Origin of the sequence: Sporosarcina sp. Marseille-Q4063, assembly GCF_018309085.1 — a bacterium.
GTDB lineage: Bacteria > Bacillota > Bacilli > Bacillales_A > Planococcaceae > Sporosarcina.
This window is the reverse complement of sequence record NZ_CP070502.1, coordinates 3,949,218-3,962,969: the sequence shown is the minus strand read 5'-3', so window position 1 is coordinate 3,962,969 and position 13,752 is coordinate 3,949,218. Positions and strand designations below refer to the sequence as shown.

The window sequence follows — 13,752 nt, the reverse complement described above, 5'->3', positions numbered from 1 at the left end:
TTTTAATACATCAACTAGTATAAGGTTGTTTTGAACAGACGCCCACTTTCCAAAGTTCCGAGAAATCAATTCAAGTCTTACATAACTATCCAGTTTCCTGAACGTCTGGGCGTTTCTCACCTATCTTTTAAAGTTACTTGTAATTCACCTAGATCTAATACTATAATTTTTGCTCAATATAATTTCTTTTTGTTTATTTGGCCTTTACATCAATTAACGTAAATCGCTCGCAAACAAGAAGCATGTCCTCACTAAATTCAAGTCCAACTTTTTGTAACTCACCTGTGAAATACCTCTTATGAATCGATATCCAATTCTCATAAGAACCATCCCCTTCAGCAATCGCAAATTCTTCTGTCACTTCATTCATTGGAATAAGCGTTACCTCAACAGTCTTAATAATAGCAACTGGCTGTTCTTTATGATTCAAAATAATAAAGTAATCATCGGTAGTCGGCAATGGAGTATTATCCATCTCGTAGAAAACATAACCTGAACAAGTCGCTGTCTTCATACCAGAAATAACTAGCTGGGCAAGTAAATCCGGTGTATCGCCAAACATACCCGAACTAACTGAGATTGGTTTCTCTCCATCCTCCCAATATTCATTCCAATATGTTTGTGCTGCTTCATTCATCTTCTTTAATCCCCTTTTCATCATTAGACAATTTTAGAATTTATTACTTCTAACGAAGGTACATCCATTTTTCAAGAATTTTAAAAACATCGTTGTTCACTTTCCCACCTTGTTCTTTAGACCTCAAAATCAGATAAACTGACTTCAAAAAATTCTTAACTGTTCTTTGAGTGTGATAAGCTCCGATTAGTCCTATATTTTCATCCAGTCGAGTTTCGACTACTTCCCTTATGTTGCCAATCCATAATTGGATTTCCTTTTCAGTATCTTGCATCATTAATAATGAAGGGATTATTATAGCCAGTCGATCCTCTTCTTCATCCAAATAATTCACTTGTCTTAACAGTGAATGTTCAATTGCATTAAGGATTTTTGTAATACCTTCATTATTTATTTCTGGATGTTTTGCCAAGGCTTCCAATACATCTGCGCCATGGGCAATCGAATGTGCCCATCCTTTCCCTTCAATGAATCCCCTTGTATCTTTTTCGGCAATCATATAATCGGCAACTTTTACCACCGTATCTAGGATTGTATGATTATCCAATTGTCGTATTACATTGTCATACTCTATAATCGCAGCAATAACCAATGCAGAAAATGAGCGTTTGAATACTGAATCAGTTCCAGACTCACCAATCCCATGGAACAAATTATTATCCTGTTTAAGTCGAAACAATAGTGTATCAAGCTCACACGCATTTAATTGATGCGAAAAAATCATCTTTCCATAACTTTGATAAATCAATTCATCTCTAAGATAACTATCCGGATTGCCAATTTGAATTAACATTTCATCTTGATCTTCCCTTTGAAGTTCGATGAGGGTACCTTCTATGTATTTTTCTAATCTAGTTGTTAACGTCATTCTATGCAACTCTATATTCCACATTAATTATTTCTTTCAATACATTACTGTCCTTTTACATCGATTAGCGTAAATCTTTCGCAAACGAGTAGCATGTCCTCACTAAACTCAAGTCCAACTGTTCGTAATTCACTTGTGAAGAATTCCTCATGAGCCGATTTCCAATATTCATACGGACCTTCGCCCTCAGCAACCGCGAATTCTTCCGACACTTCATTCATCGGTACAATTGTGACTTCAACAATTTTGATCATCGCGACTGGCTGTTCATCACTATTTAAAATTATGCTGTATTCGCCAACTTTGGGCAAAGGCTCATTTTCCAATTCATAAAAAACATGACCAGAACAGGTTGCAGTTTTCTTTCCCCCTATTACAAGTTGTGCAAGTTCATCTGGCGACACACCAAACATCCATGCGCTAACATGAGTAGGTTTCTCTCCACCCTTCCAGTATTCATCCCAATAGCTTTTTGCTGCTTCATTCATTTCAAAATCTCCCTTTATTTATAGTATTAATATATTTATTTCAATTTGTCCGCACCGGAGAAATTAAATGAAAGCAATTTGAACTTTCGCGTGGTTTAATAACAATCGGCTTCATCGAACCAAATAAACTTATCGTTACATGTTCTTCTGGTATTCTTTTTAATGCATCGAGAACTGTTCTACCATCAAATGACATTCGAATATCGCTTTCACCATCAAATTTTAAGGTTTTTTGAAATTCCTCTATCATCCCAACTTCGGTTGAATTCGATGATATTTTGATCGTCGCATCATCCACAATTTCCAGTTGGACATTATTATATTTCCACTCGGTTGAAAATACACAAGCTCTGGCAATGCCATCAATTAATAACTGGGTCTCTAAAGTTACTATTGACTTTGGTTCTATTGGGATCAAAGACTGCGCATTAGGATAGATACCATCAATCAACCTAGAATAGAGGATTCTGTTCACAGTTTTGAAGGCGATAAAATTATTTGTATAATAAATATCTACAATTGCAGAATCACTTTCTTTAAGGTTGATCAATTCTGACAAACTAGTACTTGGAACAACGAATGATTCTTGTACCTCTGTATCTATATGTATTTCTTGACGCGCTAATCTATGGGAGTCTGTTGCAGTGCAACTAAGTTTTTTATTTCCAAACTCCAACTTGACACCAGTTAAAATAGGTTTACTTTCACTTTTAGAAACCGCAAAAGCAGTTTGATTTATAGCCTTCGTTAATTTTCCAAAAGGAACTTTCACGAACTTGTCATGATTCATCTCTGGGACCTTTGGAAAGTCACTAGATTTAAATCCTTTCAGTTTTGTTTCAATATCTCCTGATTTTAGTGTAATCGAATCGTTATGCGCTGTTTTGATACAAATATCTTTTGGTAGTTTTTTTACGATTTCATTCAGATATTTTGATAAGACAACCGTCCCGCCATACTCACTAATTTGCACTACGGCTTTACCTTCTATATGCAAAGGGATTGTCCTTTCTAAAATAATATCTGAGTTACTTCCTGTTAACTTCAGGCCATTTTGATTGGTTTCGATTTTAATTCCAGAAAGTATCGGAATAACGCTCTTTGATGAAACAACTTTGTTGATCTCCGACACTGCACTTGCAAACAAAGAATAATTCACTGTGAATTCCATAATACCCCTCCCAATTAGCGTCCAACTTAAACTTTGATCCTTTTCCATATGGCTTGCCAGTTCTTATCTCTTAACCTTTTTTCAAAGATCAGCATCCTGCCCTTTGATTCCCTAAAATAAGGCGTCGGATTCACTTCCATATTTACAACTTCATCAATTCCATGGGGTGCTGTTAATCGGACATTGTTTTCATCATCTAGCTTGACACCTAAAGCCGTTGCTATCTCAGGGAATTTAGAAATTGCATCGACAGCCGAACTATAGGGTGGGATATTATTCGCAACATGCATCCTTGCTTGGTTTTTTACCGACCATGGAATCGTTGGAAGTAACTCCTTAAGCGCTTTCTCAAAATTCTTTTCTGTTTTCTCATCAATATTTATTGGATCGTAATAGATCACATCAATATCGGGAGTTGGCGTTCTTTCATCAAAACCATGCAACACATCCCAAATTTTAGCACGAACAAATCCGGCACATATCCACCAATCAGGTAAATTAAGCGAACTTGTAGCTTTCAGTAAATTCATCATCCATTTATCCTGTTGAATGATTGCGGTGATTTCTTTTTCTGTACTAATCTTCATGAAAAACTCCCTCATTTGAAATAAAGCCATATAGTGTCTTCCTTGTACTACTTTTTGCTAAACTGTGTTAGATCCTCCCGAAGTTGTTTGATTTCTTTCGTTTGTTCAACAATATTTTTGTTCGTTTTTCTAATCAAATCACGGATTGACAGAATAAGTGCGAAAAATAATGCTAGAATAGATGCGACAAGTAATATTACATAAAACAAATCCATTTATTGACCTTCCCTCTGTGAAAACTTTATTTTCTAAACCTTTTTCCATGTCAGTTAAAAAAGGTAAAATCAATGCATAATATGAATTCATTCGTGTACTCATTTTCATGTCAAACCCCCTCAGTCTTAGTTTGAATTGATGAAGTCATCAATTTCCTCTGCAATCAACTCAGGTTCCCACGCATGGACATAATGTCCGACATCCATTAACAAATACTGACCGTGTTCAAGTTGACCAACGTAGTTTGTAAGTATCTCTTGCCAATTCGAAATACCGACTTCATTCCCGTCTGAGATGAAAAAATACATCGGAACTTCAACTGGAACACCCGATTCTTTTACCTTTCCCGCGTTCGTTTGAACTTGTTTCGCTTCTTCAATCATGTTAGAAGTAAGTGTTCTTCTATAGAGCAATGATCGATAGGTTGCCATATCCTCTTCGGATAAATGACCCGACTTAACTGCAGCTGAATTATTAACAATCGGTGGTACCAATCGAATCATTCCAGTTCGCGCGAAAACAGCGGCGGCTGCCATTGAAATTGATGAAGGAATAGGTAGCACATCGTAGACTTCCGGCACTGCAGGGTCAAGTCCTATAATTGCCGTAACTTCATCTGGATACTTTTGTGCCCATCGGATTGCTTCTAGTGCAGACATCGAATGTGCAGCCAATATATAAGGCGGTGGAATATCCGCAACTTGAAGCGCGCTTCGACTTTCCTCGAGAATAACGTCAATCCCCCTTGATACTTCAACAGTCTCACTCCAACCGTATCCAGCTTTTTCTACAACCGCTACCGTATACTTCGGTGATAATGCCGACCAAAGCGGCTTGAAATCGAGGACAGGCGCACTCGTCCCAGCACCCGACAAGAATACGATTGTTTGTTCACCGTCACCCTCCGAATAAACGTGCATCGCATGACCATTCACATCAACCATCTTTCCTGGTGGCGGAGTTGAAGCGATTTCTTTTTTCATTGCGAATGAATGATAAATCCATGAGCCCCCCACCACGATTATTAGTAGTAAAAAGAACGAACAAAAGAAAATCTTAATTACTCTTTTCATTTATCCCATCCTTTACGAAGGTTTCAGATAAACCATCCCATCCAAATGCAATTTCACCTAATTTCAGACCATCAATCTCGATTTCTGCCGTATCAACTTTCATTCCACCGAGTTTTTCATAAAAACCGCAGGCAGAATTTTCTTCTAATGCCCAAATGAGCATTGAATTCAGCTTCTTATCCATCAAATCGTACACGACAGAATTAAAAAGCTTTTGTCCAAGCCCTTTTCTTTGTTGCCCTTTCAATAGATAGATTGCATATAACTCACCTTTATATTTTTCGTACTTTCCTGTTCTCTCTTTTCCGCCTGTAGCAAATCCGACGATTTGGCCGCTCTCATCTTCCGCTATGTATATATGATTTTCTTCAATCCCACGCTTCCAAATCTGCTCACGGCTCTCATAGGATAGACGATTCAAAAATGTATCGGGTACTATTCCCTTATACGTTGTTCGCCAACTATCCACATGGACCTTCGCGATCCCTGGTATATCTTTTATATCCGCTTTTCGAATGATCATTTCAGCCATTCCTTTCCTCGTTGAAGTATGAGCCTTTATTGCAAATTGGGACGTTGTCAAGTACAAACGCCCCACTGTCCTTATAGAACCCCTCCCTAACTTTTTACAACGAAATCATATGTGTCGTCTCTGAAGCGGAATCATCTAATTCAAAACCATTTGCTCGATAAAAAGCATCTGCCTTTGAAGATTCAGTTCGGACCGTCATTTCGCGGAACGTATCGCGTGAATGTCGGACGATTTCTTCTAACAATATAGAACCTATACCTTGTCGCCTTGCATCCGCAGCTACATAAAATCTTTGCAGTCGTGCAACGTCTTTATCATCAGAAAATGGCGATTGATTCACCCCGCCTATCGCAACAACTTCTCCCGATTCATTCTCTATAAAAAATAAAGCTTCCCCAGGTTTATCAAACGTATTACTGCCGTCTTTATAATCATTTACTAAGCGCGTTAAAAAACGATACCCCTCCGCCTCGCTTTCTTTTACCAATTGCGATATATCTATCTGATTAATATCTTCGACCTGTTCCACTATAAATTCCATCTTGTACTTCACCCCTTATTTTTAGTTTGTAATATAGATAGGTTCAACATATCCATCGTAAAAACCTTCATTCTTACCCAAACAAAAAAAGATCCGCATGCGTCAAACACGCAGCGAATCACTTTCGGAGCTTTATTTTTTTGATGTGTTAACCAACTCACCTGTTTCACACAACGAAAGTGTTTAATAGTTGTTCCATACTTTTTTAAATTTTTCAAGTTAACTAATCAAATATCTATAAAACTTTTTGTCAACCTCCAATACTGGAAAACTTGCAGGCAACTTTTCAATTTCTATACTTTCAAATCCATTTTTTTCATAAAATCTGTGAGCAGCAACAAATTGTGGTGTGGTTCCCAGATATACTCCTTTTATCGACTTTTCATTTGCCCATCTTAAAGCATTATTCAACAATCGGCTTCCCACTTGGTATTTTGGACCTCTGTATTCCTTCTTCACAAACATTTTTCTTAATGCTAACTCTTGGTTCCCTATATCCAACAGACTAATTGTACCAATTACTGTATCATCTTGAATTGCAACCCAAAAATTCCCGTTTCCCGTCTGATAAAAATCCTTAATACATAGTAAATCAGGTTGATCATCTTTTGTTATGGCAACATTGTACTCTTTTTGCTGAATATGGAGTATCAAATCTATTATTTCATTTTGATGTTTGATTGAATACTCTTTCAATACGGGGAAATTGCTCACAACTTACACTTCCTTTTATAGTAAATAATCCAATCACGACAAATGATATTCAAATTATCTGCGTTAGTTGAGAAAGAAAATAATGTTAACATGGCTTTCATAAATAAATACTAAATGTATGATAGGCAAAATAAAACGAAAGGAGCGATAAAATACTAAACACAAGACTTTCAATCTTACCCCCAGTTCTTGTTGTCAATGGAAAGCGAACTGTCATGCTAAGCGGGAAAAATAATTTAATCCCGTTTTTCGTCGCCATATCCAATACATAATGGCTCACCATTCCTGCCAGAACCCCCGCCTTTACCGCCTCGCTTGGAATAAATGAGTTCAGTAACCACGTGATAATGACTAGAAATAATAAACTATGCGTAAATGTGCGATGTCCAAATAACACATTAATCATTTTCGATAAAATCGGTAATTTTCTTCCGATTTTGCTACCTCTATGGCAAATGTCTGGTAGTAACGCACCGACAATCCCCGCCCCAACCATAATGAGAGGATCATGATTGGTAAATTGCGTATAAGCAAGACTTGCTGCAATTCCGCCTAAGATATGTGTTTTTCCTGTCATGCTTATTCTCCTTTTATAATAAAAATCAGTTCTTACTCAGTATAAACGAAATGGATAATAATAGCATTACAAGAACGAGGAAAATGAAACCTGACGCTATTTATAGTAAAATGCTTCATAACTCAATGTGAGGTGAAAATTCCATGGTCCAACAAGTATTTTTGAATGATGTATCCATTTCCATCACTGATTTTCATGAAGAAGAGGTTAACGATAAAGCCGCTGGCAAGAAATTACGGAAAATCAGTTTTAATTTCAAAGTAACAAGCGAAGAGTATCATGACATCACTACACTGCTCTATCAGATGAACTTCCATGTCAAGGTTCCCGAAAAAGAAATTGAATTTCCGGCAACCATTCATTCGTACTCAACTTCCATCACGAATCTATACAAGGAAAATCAAGTGGGCGACTTCCAACTAGAATTAATCGAACGGTTGTAGGTTCCCCAAGACGCTTGTTTTAGTTTACCTATGATGAATTTGGTACACTAACATTGGTAAATTATTTAGGACGAAGGAGAAGATTTCATGCAAAACTTAAAAGGTAAAACAGCTTTAATTACTGGAGCCGGAAGAGGTATCGGACGAGCAACAGCAATTGCTTTCGCTAAAGAAGGCGTCAATGTAGGACTCGTTGGCAGAACATCCGCCAACTTGGAGAATGTCGTTAAAGAATTAGAAGAATACGACGTTCAAGTGACAATGGCTACAGCTGACGTATCAAATAACGAGTCTGTCACCGCTGCGGTTGATCACATAAAATCTGAACTTGGCTCGATTGATATTTTGATTAATAATGCGGGAATTGGAAAGTTCGCTAAATTCCTCGAACAATCCCCAGAGGATTTCAAAAGTATGATTGATGTAAACTTGATGGGCACCTATTATGTAACAAGAGCTGTGCTTCCAGGCATGATTGAACAAAGCTCGGGTGATATCATTAATATTTCTTCGACTGCTGGAGAAAGAGGAGGCGCGGTAACGAGCGCGTACAGTGCATCGAAATTTGGTGTTCTAGGCCTCTCGGAATCCTTAATGCAAGAAGTTAGAAAGCATAACATTCGCGTTACTGCACTGACACCAAGTACGGTTGCCACTGACTTAGCATTTGCTGAAAATCTTACTGATGGTAATCCAGAAAACGTCATGCAGCCAGAAGATCTTGCTGAATTGATGGTTGCGCAGTTAAAACTGCACCCGCGTGTTTTCCTCAAATCTGCTGGTTTATGGTCAACAAACCCTTAATATAACTCAACAAAAACGCCTTCTAGAAAAATCTAGAAGGCGTTTTTTGTGTTTAAATCTGTTTTTCGTTCACCTATTAATAATAAGGCGAAATCAAAATATAAACGAGCACGCCCGTGAGGCTAACATACAGCCAAATCGGCATTGTCCAACGCGCAATTTTCCGGTGGCGTTCGTTTTCCATATTCCAGGCGCGTGCAACACTAGTTAGCGCCAAAGGGACAATTGCCGCTGCAAGGATAATATGCGTGATTAATATGAAGTAATAAAATCCAGCGATAAATCCTTCTCCGCCAAAAGGTGTGGATGGCGACAAGTAATGGAACATAACATAAGAAATCAAGAATAGAAACGTTGTAACAAATGCCGCATAGATAAATCGACGATGGACAGTTACATTTTTCTTTAATATTGCAATCAGTGCACAAACTAAAAATAAGAATGTGAAGGTATTAAATATCGCATTCATTAGTGGCAAAATTGTAACATCAAACGCATCAAAATCCTCAGCCCCCGGCATTCCCGATAAAACTCCGATAGCCCCTATTAATATGATGGAAAGAGTAATAATTAACGGTCTATAATTACGCTTTTTATTCATAAATACTTTCACTCCTCTTTCTCTAATCCTATTAAGAAAGTTTATCACAAATGGTCCATTACTGCCGTTTTACAAAGAAAGTTCGAAAACATGTCAATTCTTTTACTTGTCCAAGGTGAATACATTGAAGCATAAACAATGATTTAATTGCACAGTTTAAAGAAACGAAGTAAATAGTTTTGAGAAAGGAGTACCCCAATGGATGTTTACCCTCAAACCACACCAAAAACAAACTTTAAGTATGTTGTTCTATTGCTTATACTATTAGCCTTCTTAGATTCATTGTTCACTGATATTGGTATACGCCAAAATCACATTTCAGAAGCAAACCCTATAATGAAATCCATCTACGATACAAGCGTGTTCGGATTTTACGCTCTGAAAATTAGTCTCCCATTATTTCTCCTATTACTATTATCCAAAATAAAACCAAAAAAGTATTTAAAGGTATTAATTAGCTCTGCAGTCATCCTTTATACTGTTGTACTTTTTCTCCATTTTTTCTGGATTTCATTGGCAATCGTAAATTAATGAATATAGCGTATTGAATATGTAATTTGGGGAATAAATACGGAAATAACAACCGGAGGATATTATGAAAAAAACAATCCTACTTTCCGTATTATATTTAGGCTTTGTCATTCTTTCCCTTGAATTTATTACAAAACCGTCTCCTGTGAATGAACTTCAACGCCCGACTATGGTTGCGACACATAACGAAAGTCCGAATTTGCTAGATGAAATTCGAACCTATGCCAAACTGAATAATGCTGAACCCATCGACGCGAAACTTGATCGGATTTGGAAAGCAATACCCGGCTATAACGGACTAACCGTTGATGTAGAAGAAAGTTATCTGGCAATGTGGGAGAGCAGCAAGTTTGATGCAAAAAAACTTGTATATAATAAAGTTCCACCAAAAATTCATTTAACAGATCTGCCGCCCTCACCTATTTATAGAGGCAATCCCGAAAAACCGATGGTGACCTTACTGATTAACGTTGCTTGGGGCAACGAATTCCTTCCACAAATATTAAAGACTTTGGACGAACATAAGGTGAAAGCAACATTCTTTTTCGATGGAAGTTGGGTGAAAAAGAACCCTGACTTAGCAAGACAAATCTTTAATGAAAATCACGAAATCGGTAACCATGCATACAGCCATCCTGACCTTAAACATAAATCTCCGAAGGAAACGGAGATTGAATTAAAAAAGACCAATGATGTAATCGAAGAAACGCTTGGGGTTAAACCGATATGGTTTGCTCCTCCAAGCGGGAGTTTTAAACAAGAAACAATCACTGTAGCACGTGAACTCGGTATGCTAACGATTCTGTGGACCGCTGACACAGTCGATTGGAGAAATCCTTCAACCACTGAAATGGTGAATCGCGTCACATCCCAAGTTGAAAACGGGACGATGATATTAATGCATCCCACGAGACCCACGGCCGAAGGTTTGGATAGCATGATTCGAGACATTCAAGAAAAAGGTTATGTTCTTGGAACAGTTTCTGAATTAATGAGTGAAGAACGAATCGAGTCCCAATAATATATTCAATATAAAACCGTTGCAACTGAAAATACAACTTCAGCTGCAACGGTTTCATTCATTCATGAATTTCCGAGTATTGTATTGGGCAATACGGACAATTATCCAATAACAAAATCCGCCAAACATATACGCCGCGACGTCGTATGGGTCCGAGATACTATAATGTAAATATAAAGGCGTGACATATTCCCAAAATACGCCGCAAAGAAATGTGAAAACGAGGATTCGCGGTAGGCTTATCAGCAATAATCTTTTTTGATTTCCCATGATTGACAATACATTAACAATCCCGACAATAAGTATACCGGCGAGTACATCATTCAAATAGTTTTTACTAAATGACCAATTAAGCAAATCTCGAAAGTAATATTTGTTCAATATATAAACTAGAAATGCTCCACACCCAGCAAAAAAACTCATTCGCATCAGTTTGCTCGTTTTGAATAAATCGCAGATATTTTTCAACATCTTTAACAGTATGAAATAATGAGGATTGCTATAACGACTGCCGCAACTACACCCCAAAATGTGATTCCATTACTCTTCCCTTTCTTTGTTTCAAATGGATGTCCGCAATTCGGACAGAATTCTGCTTGTTTGGATACGTTATTTCCGCAAGACGGACATGGTCTTAAACTCATACGATTGCCCCTTTTCTGTTGTTCAGGATTATTTTACGATAACTATAGTATCCACGTTTAATTAGACACTTTCAAATAAATGAAACCTCATCCCAAAAGGATCAGAAATCATTAAGCTTTTTTCATTATATTCTTTAGTAATTGTGCATCCGTTTTCCAAAAGAATACGTTTGACAGACTCCACATCATTGACTGCGAATTCGAAGAACACGGTATTACTTTCTCCCTTTTCGATGAAGAAATTCGTACCGCTCATTGAAAGCAACGTTTCATTCTCAAAGGTTTTTTCAACTCTCATACCAAAAACCGTTTGATAAAACTTAATTGCTTCTTCATAATTAGTGACGCCTACCGCAACATTATTTGTCAATTGGAAGTCGGAATCGGTGTGTATTTTTTTCTTCACTTTTACATCTTTTGCGCCTGAAGGAAGAAGATCGAATAATGGCCAAGTAACACAATAATCATCTCCAGGTCCAAACGGTGCTTGGGCATGAAGGTAAATAAGACCTTGATCATCTTTACGAAATGTCGATACGCCTGGAAGCATACTTTTTCCCTTTTGAAAACCTAGATTCTCCGTGAATGAACTTTCTTTTACTGAAATCATTGGGAATCGCCATTTTCGCTCCGCTACAAAATTCTCTTGTACTTCTGGTGCATCCGGAGAAGCAACAACAAAACTTGCTTGGTCAATCAAATGATGATAAATTCCATTAAAACCATCCGCCCACATTGTACAATATGAGCAGCTCTTCCCCATATTGTGGACGACAATTAACTCATTTTTATCGCCGAATAAATCAAGTAAAGAGACTTTCTCGTTATCGGTTAATTCAAACTCATAATTTCCGACAGGTTGTTCGGGAACTGACAGTCTCAAGTTTGAAAGTTGTTTTTTCTTCTCATAGATTTCTCTTTCCAGTTGTTCAATTTGATTTAATAGGTTGCTTCTTTCCATAAGTTCTGTTCTTCCCCCTTTATTATTTCACGATGTTCCAACAATTTTCTTCCCTCTTGGTTGTTTTCCATCGGCATCCGGCTCAAGCGTAATTCCGATGTTATTAAATGCATTATATTTTGACATGTTTACAGTGAGTATACCGTTTCCTTCTTTATCGGGTTTAAAAACACCTGCGCTTTGACGGTTACTGTTATCAATCAACCAAACTTGGTAAACTTCTTTTCCTTCTGTTTGTGGAAAACCGGATACATTTATGACGAGCTCCTCATTGCCATTTTTATTTATTAAATACGCATGGCCGTAAACTTCTCCTGGGTCTCCTTCCGCAGCATTCAATGTCATGGATGACGCTATCTCATTGAATCCTTCTGTCGGATTCTGAATAAGTTGTGTAGCCAAGAAGATAATAGAAAACAACATCGTAATACTAAGACTTGCTGTCAGCGGTGTGAATTGGGTCCCCACCTTTTGGAAGTAAGACCTTACCCTTTCCCATAACGTTTCATTTTGAGCATCTTGTGCAAATGCAAAATTCAGGACATCCTCTTTTAACCCCGTCGGTTCGTCAACTATTTCGAAGTCAAAATGCATCGCTTCCCACACTTTCTTCTCCACCCCCTGAACTTCATTTTGGAGGGCGTCATCAGAAGAAGAAAATTGTTCCTGATTCTCTTTCTTGTCGTTATTCATACCGCTCCTCCTCTCCTATGTATAAACGCAATTTTTTCAACGATTGGTGAAGCCGACTTTTAACTGTTCCAACGGGCTCCTGTTCAATTCTAGCGATTTCCTGGAGCGTGCAGCCTTTCCAATAGAGAAGATCTATTAAACGTCGCTGTTTCTCTGTTAACTTCATTTTCGCATACTGAATCAGCTGAACATTGACATGTTCATCGACTTCATTTTTCGGATCTGCCATGCGCTGAATCGTGACTTCGTCGTTTTGCATTTTATATCGCTGTTCTTTTTTTACATAATCTAGACAAATATTCCTCGTAATTGTCAGGAGCCAATTAATGAATTTACCTTTTGACGCATCGTAGTGACTTTGAGTCGTCCATAACCTTAAATAGACAAGTTGTGTAATTTCCTTCGACATTTCTACTTGATGATTGGAAAATTTATATGCATAACTAAAAACGAGCTTTCCATAACGGTCATATAATTCCTCAAGTGCATTCCGATTCTTCTTTCGAACTAATCGAAACAGATCCTCATCGCTTTTTGTATGCACACAACTGCACCCCTTCCTCAGTGAATTTTCTTATTCTTCTATCATATCAAGAAGGCCGCCTTCTGGGAAGAAAGTTATGAATATACAAAAAACAGGAGAAACTATC

21 protein-coding genes are annotated in these 13,752 nt (G+C 37.6%); 4 read left to right on the top strand and 17 right to left on the bottom strand.

Translation table 11 applies throughout. From position 1 onward, the window contains the following. Positions 1 to 193: 193 nt before the first annotated feature. From JSQ81_RS19890 to JSQ81_RS19840, 11 genes are all read right to left on the bottom strand, one after another. Positions 194 to 637, bottom strand: coding sequence for an ASCH domain-containing protein (locus JSQ81_RS19890; protein ID WP_212605700.1), 444 nt, complete (start codon positions 635 to 637; stop codon positions 194 to 196). A 49-nt stretch (positions 638 to 686) separates the two neighbouring features. Continuing rightward, positions 687 to 1,505: a DUF2785 domain-containing protein gene (locus tag JSQ81_RS19885; RefSeq protein WP_212605699.1), complete on the bottom strand. Its 819-nt coding sequence runs from the start codon at positions 1,503 to 1,505 to the stop codon at positions 687 to 689. 44 nt (positions 1,506 to 1,549) lie between these two features. Continuing rightward, complete coding sequence (locus JSQ81_RS19880; RefSeq protein ID WP_212605698.1) at positions 1,550 to 1,993, bottom strand: ASCH domain-containing protein; 444 nt, start codon at positions 1,991 to 1,993, stop codon at positions 1,550 to 1,552. 40 nt (positions 1,994 to 2,033) lie between these two features. Beyond that, positions 2,034 to 3,164 carry a DNA polymerase III subunit beta gene (dnaN, locus tag JSQ81_RS19875; RefSeq protein ID WP_212605697.1) on the bottom strand — a complete coding sequence of 377 codons (1,131 nt, stop codon included), beginning with the start codon at positions 3,162 to 3,164 and terminating at the stop codon, positions 2,034 to 2,036. A gap of 26 nt (positions 3,165 to 3,190) precedes the next feature. Further along, the gene (locus JSQ81_RS19870; protein WP_212607760.1) at positions 3,191 to 3,751 is read right to left on the bottom strand and encodes a nucleotidyltransferase family protein; all 561 of its coding nucleotides are present in this window, start codon (positions 3,749 to 3,751) and stop codon (positions 3,191 to 3,193) included. A 47-nt stretch (positions 3,752 to 3,798) separates the two neighbouring features. Beyond that, complete coding sequence (locus tag JSQ81_RS19865; RefSeq protein ID WP_212605696.1) at positions 3,799 to 3,966, bottom strand: hypothetical protein; 168 nt, start codon at positions 3,964 to 3,966, stop codon at positions 3,799 to 3,801. A 126-nt stretch (positions 3,967 to 4,092) separates the two neighbouring features. Next, positions 4,093 to 5,040 carry an alpha/beta hydrolase gene (locus JSQ81_RS19860; protein WP_212605695.1) on the bottom strand — a complete coding sequence of 316 codons (948 nt, stop codon included), beginning with the start codon at positions 5,038 to 5,040 and terminating at the stop codon, positions 4,093 to 4,095. Next, the gene (locus tag JSQ81_RS19855; protein WP_371812481.1) at positions 5,024 to 5,572 is read right to left on the bottom strand and encodes a GNAT family N-acetyltransferase; all 549 of its coding nucleotides are present in this window, start codon (positions 5,570 to 5,572) and stop codon (positions 5,024 to 5,026) included. Before JSQ81_RS19855 ends, JSQ81_RS19860 begins: the two co-directional genes overlap by 17 nt. A 94-nt stretch (positions 5,573 to 5,666) precedes the next feature. Beyond that, a complete protein-coding gene (locus JSQ81_RS19850; RefSeq protein ID WP_212605694.1) occupies positions 5,667 to 6,113 on the bottom strand; it encodes a GNAT family N-acetyltransferase in 447 nt (148 codons plus the stop codon). 219 nt (positions 6,114 to 6,332) lie between these two features. After that, complete coding sequence (locus JSQ81_RS19845) at positions 6,333 to 6,827, bottom strand: GNAT family N-acetyltransferase (protein ID WP_212605693.1); 495 nt, start codon at positions 6,825 to 6,827, stop codon at positions 6,333 to 6,335. Positions 6,828 to 6,924: 97 nt separating this feature from the next. Next, complete coding sequence (locus JSQ81_RS19840) at positions 6,925 to 7,404, bottom strand: metal-dependent hydrolase (protein WP_212605692.1); 480 nt, start codon at positions 7,402 to 7,404, stop codon at positions 6,925 to 6,927. Between the two features lie 143 nt (positions 7,405 to 7,547). Here JSQ81_RS19840 and JSQ81_RS19835 point away from each other — a divergent pair, with 143 nt between their 5' ends. Beyond that, a complete protein-coding gene (locus JSQ81_RS19835) occupies positions 7,548 to 7,847 on the top strand; it encodes a DUF3219 family protein (RefSeq protein WP_212605691.1) in 300 nt (99 codons plus the stop codon). 87 nt (positions 7,848 to 7,934) lie between these two features. Further along, positions 7,935 to 8,651: a 3-ketoacyl-ACP reductase gene (locus JSQ81_RS19830; protein WP_212605690.1), complete on the top strand. Its 717-nt coding sequence runs from the start codon at positions 7,935 to 7,937 to the stop codon at positions 8,649 to 8,651. A gap of 76 nt (positions 8,652 to 8,727) precedes the next feature. On the opposite strand, the gene JSQ81_RS19825 is transcribed toward JSQ81_RS19830, so the two are convergent. Next, positions 8,728 to 9,252 (bottom strand): DUF420 domain-containing protein, encoded by a 525-nt coding sequence (locus JSQ81_RS19825; protein ID WP_212605689.1) that lies wholly within the window; start codon positions 9,250 to 9,252, stop codon positions 8,728 to 8,730. A gap of 198 nt (positions 9,253 to 9,450) precedes the next feature. Between JSQ81_RS19825 and JSQ81_RS20270 the strand changes: the two genes are divergently transcribed. Together JSQ81_RS20270 and JSQ81_RS19820 are read left to right on the top strand one after the other, a co-directional pair. After that, on the top strand, positions 9,451 to 9,783 hold the full coding sequence (locus JSQ81_RS20270) for a DUF5658 family protein (protein WP_371812479.1): 333 nt from the start codon (positions 9,451 to 9,453) through the stop codon (positions 9,781 to 9,783). A 64-nt stretch (positions 9,784 to 9,847) separates the two neighbouring features. Continuing rightward, the gene (locus JSQ81_RS19820) at positions 9,848 to 10,804 is read left to right on the top strand and encodes a polysaccharide deacetylase family protein (protein ID WP_212605688.1); all 957 of its coding nucleotides are present in this window, start codon (positions 9,848 to 9,850) and stop codon (positions 10,802 to 10,804) included. Between the two features lie 54 nt (positions 10,805 to 10,858). On the opposite strand, the gene JSQ81_RS19815 is transcribed toward JSQ81_RS19820, so the two are convergent. The 5 genes from JSQ81_RS19815 to JSQ81_RS19795 all read right to left on the bottom strand — a co-directional run bounded on the left by JSQ81_RS19815 (position 10,859) and on the right by JSQ81_RS19795 (position 13,646). Then, positions 10,859 to 11,233, bottom strand: coding sequence for a hypothetical protein (locus JSQ81_RS19815; RefSeq protein WP_212605687.1), 375 nt, complete (start codon positions 11,231 to 11,233; stop codon positions 10,859 to 10,861). A gap of 44 nt (positions 11,234 to 11,277) precedes the next feature. Then, positions 11,278 to 11,448 carry a zinc ribbon domain-containing protein gene (locus JSQ81_RS19810; protein ID WP_212605686.1) on the bottom strand — a complete coding sequence of 57 codons (171 nt, stop codon included), beginning with the start codon at positions 11,446 to 11,448 and terminating at the stop codon, positions 11,278 to 11,280. A 61-nt stretch (positions 11,449 to 11,509) separates the two neighbouring features. After that, positions 11,510 to 12,409 carry a DUF899 family protein gene (locus tag JSQ81_RS19805; protein WP_212605685.1) on the bottom strand — a complete coding sequence of 300 codons (900 nt, stop codon included), beginning with the start codon at positions 12,407 to 12,409 and terminating at the stop codon, positions 11,510 to 11,512. Between the two features lie 27 nt (positions 12,410 to 12,436). After that, on the bottom strand, positions 12,437 to 13,102 hold the full coding sequence (locus tag JSQ81_RS19800) for an anti-sigma factor (protein ID WP_212605684.1): 666 nt from the start codon (positions 13,100 to 13,102) through the stop codon (positions 12,437 to 12,439). Further along, entirely contained in the window at positions 13,095 to 13,646 is a 552-nt protein-coding gene (locus JSQ81_RS19795) for an RNA polymerase sigma factor (RefSeq protein ID WP_212605683.1), read from the bottom strand. Before JSQ81_RS19795 ends, JSQ81_RS19800 begins: the two co-directional genes overlap by 8 nt. Positions 13,647 to 13,752: the final 106 nt, after the last annotated feature.

Excerpts from the sequence above, each read along its gene's own strand:
- JSQ81_RS19890 (WP_212605700.1), bottom strand. The coding sequence starts at position 637 with ATGAATGAAGCAGCACAAACATATTGGAATGAATATTGGGAGGATGGA.
- JSQ81_RS19885 (WP_212605699.1), bottom strand. The coding sequence starts at position 1,505 with ATGACGTTAACAACTAGATTAGAAAAATACATAGAAGGTACCCTCATC.
- JSQ81_RS19880 (WP_212605698.1), bottom strand. The coding sequence starts at position 1,993 with ATGAATGAAGCAGCAAAAAGCTATTGGGATGAATACTGGAAGGGTGGA.
- dnaN (WP_212605697.1), bottom strand. The coding sequence starts at position 3,164 with ATGGAATTCACAGTGAATTATTCTTTGTTTGCAAGTGCAGTGTCGGAG.
- JSQ81_RS19870 (WP_212607760.1), bottom strand. The coding sequence starts at position 3,751 with ATGAAGATTAGTACAGAAAAAGAAATCACCGCAATCATTCAACAGGAT.
- JSQ81_RS19865 (WP_212605696.1), bottom strand. The coding sequence starts at position 3,966 with ATGGATTTGTTTTATGTAATATTACTTGTCGCATCTATTCTAGCATTA.
- JSQ81_RS19860 (WP_212605695.1), bottom strand. The coding sequence starts at position 5,040 with ATGAAAAGAGTAATTAAGATTTTCTTTTGTTCGTTCTTTTTACTACTA.
- JSQ81_RS19855 (WP_371812481.1), bottom strand. The coding sequence starts at position 5,572 with ATGGCTGAAATGATCATTCGAAAAGCGGATATAAAAGATATACCAGGG.
- JSQ81_RS19850 (WP_212605694.1), bottom strand. The coding sequence starts at position 6,113 with ATGGAATTTATAGTGGAACAGGTCGAAGATATTAATCAGATAGATATA.
- JSQ81_RS19840 (WP_212605692.1), bottom strand. The coding sequence starts at position 7,404 with ATGACAGGAAAAACACATATCTTAGGCGGAATTGCAGCAAGTCTTGCT.
- JSQ81_RS19835 (WP_212605691.1), top strand. The coding sequence starts at position 7,548 with ATGGTCCAACAAGTATTTTTGAATGATGTATCCATTTCCATCACTGAT.
- JSQ81_RS19830 (WP_212605690.1), top strand. The coding sequence starts at position 7,935 with ATGCAAAACTTAAAAGGTAAAACAGCTTTAATTACTGGAGCCGGAAGA.
- JSQ81_RS19825 (WP_212605689.1), bottom strand. The coding sequence starts at position 9,252 with ATGAATAAAAAGCGTAATTATAGACCGTTAATTATTACTCTTTCCATC.
- JSQ81_RS20270 (WP_371812479.1), top strand. The coding sequence starts at position 9,451 with ATGGATGTTTACCCTCAAACCACACCAAAAACAAACTTTAAGTATGTT.
- JSQ81_RS19820 (WP_212605688.1), top strand. The coding sequence starts at position 9,848 with ATGAAAAAAACAATCCTACTTTCCGTATTATATTTAGGCTTTGTCATT.
- JSQ81_RS19815 (WP_212605687.1), bottom strand. The coding sequence starts at position 11,233 with ATGCGAATGAGTTTTTTTGCTGGGTGTGGAGCATTTCTAGTTTATATA.
- JSQ81_RS19810 (WP_212605686.1), bottom strand. The coding sequence starts at position 11,448 with ATGAGTTTAAGACCATGTCCGTCTTGCGGAAATAACGTATCCAAACAA.
- JSQ81_RS19805 (WP_212605685.1), bottom strand. The coding sequence starts at position 12,409 with ATGGAAAGAAGCAACCTATTAAATCAAATTGAACAACTGGAAAGAGAA.
- JSQ81_RS19800 (WP_212605684.1), bottom strand. The coding sequence starts at position 13,102 with ATGAATAACGACAAGAAAGAGAATCAGGAACAATTTTCTTCTTCTGAT.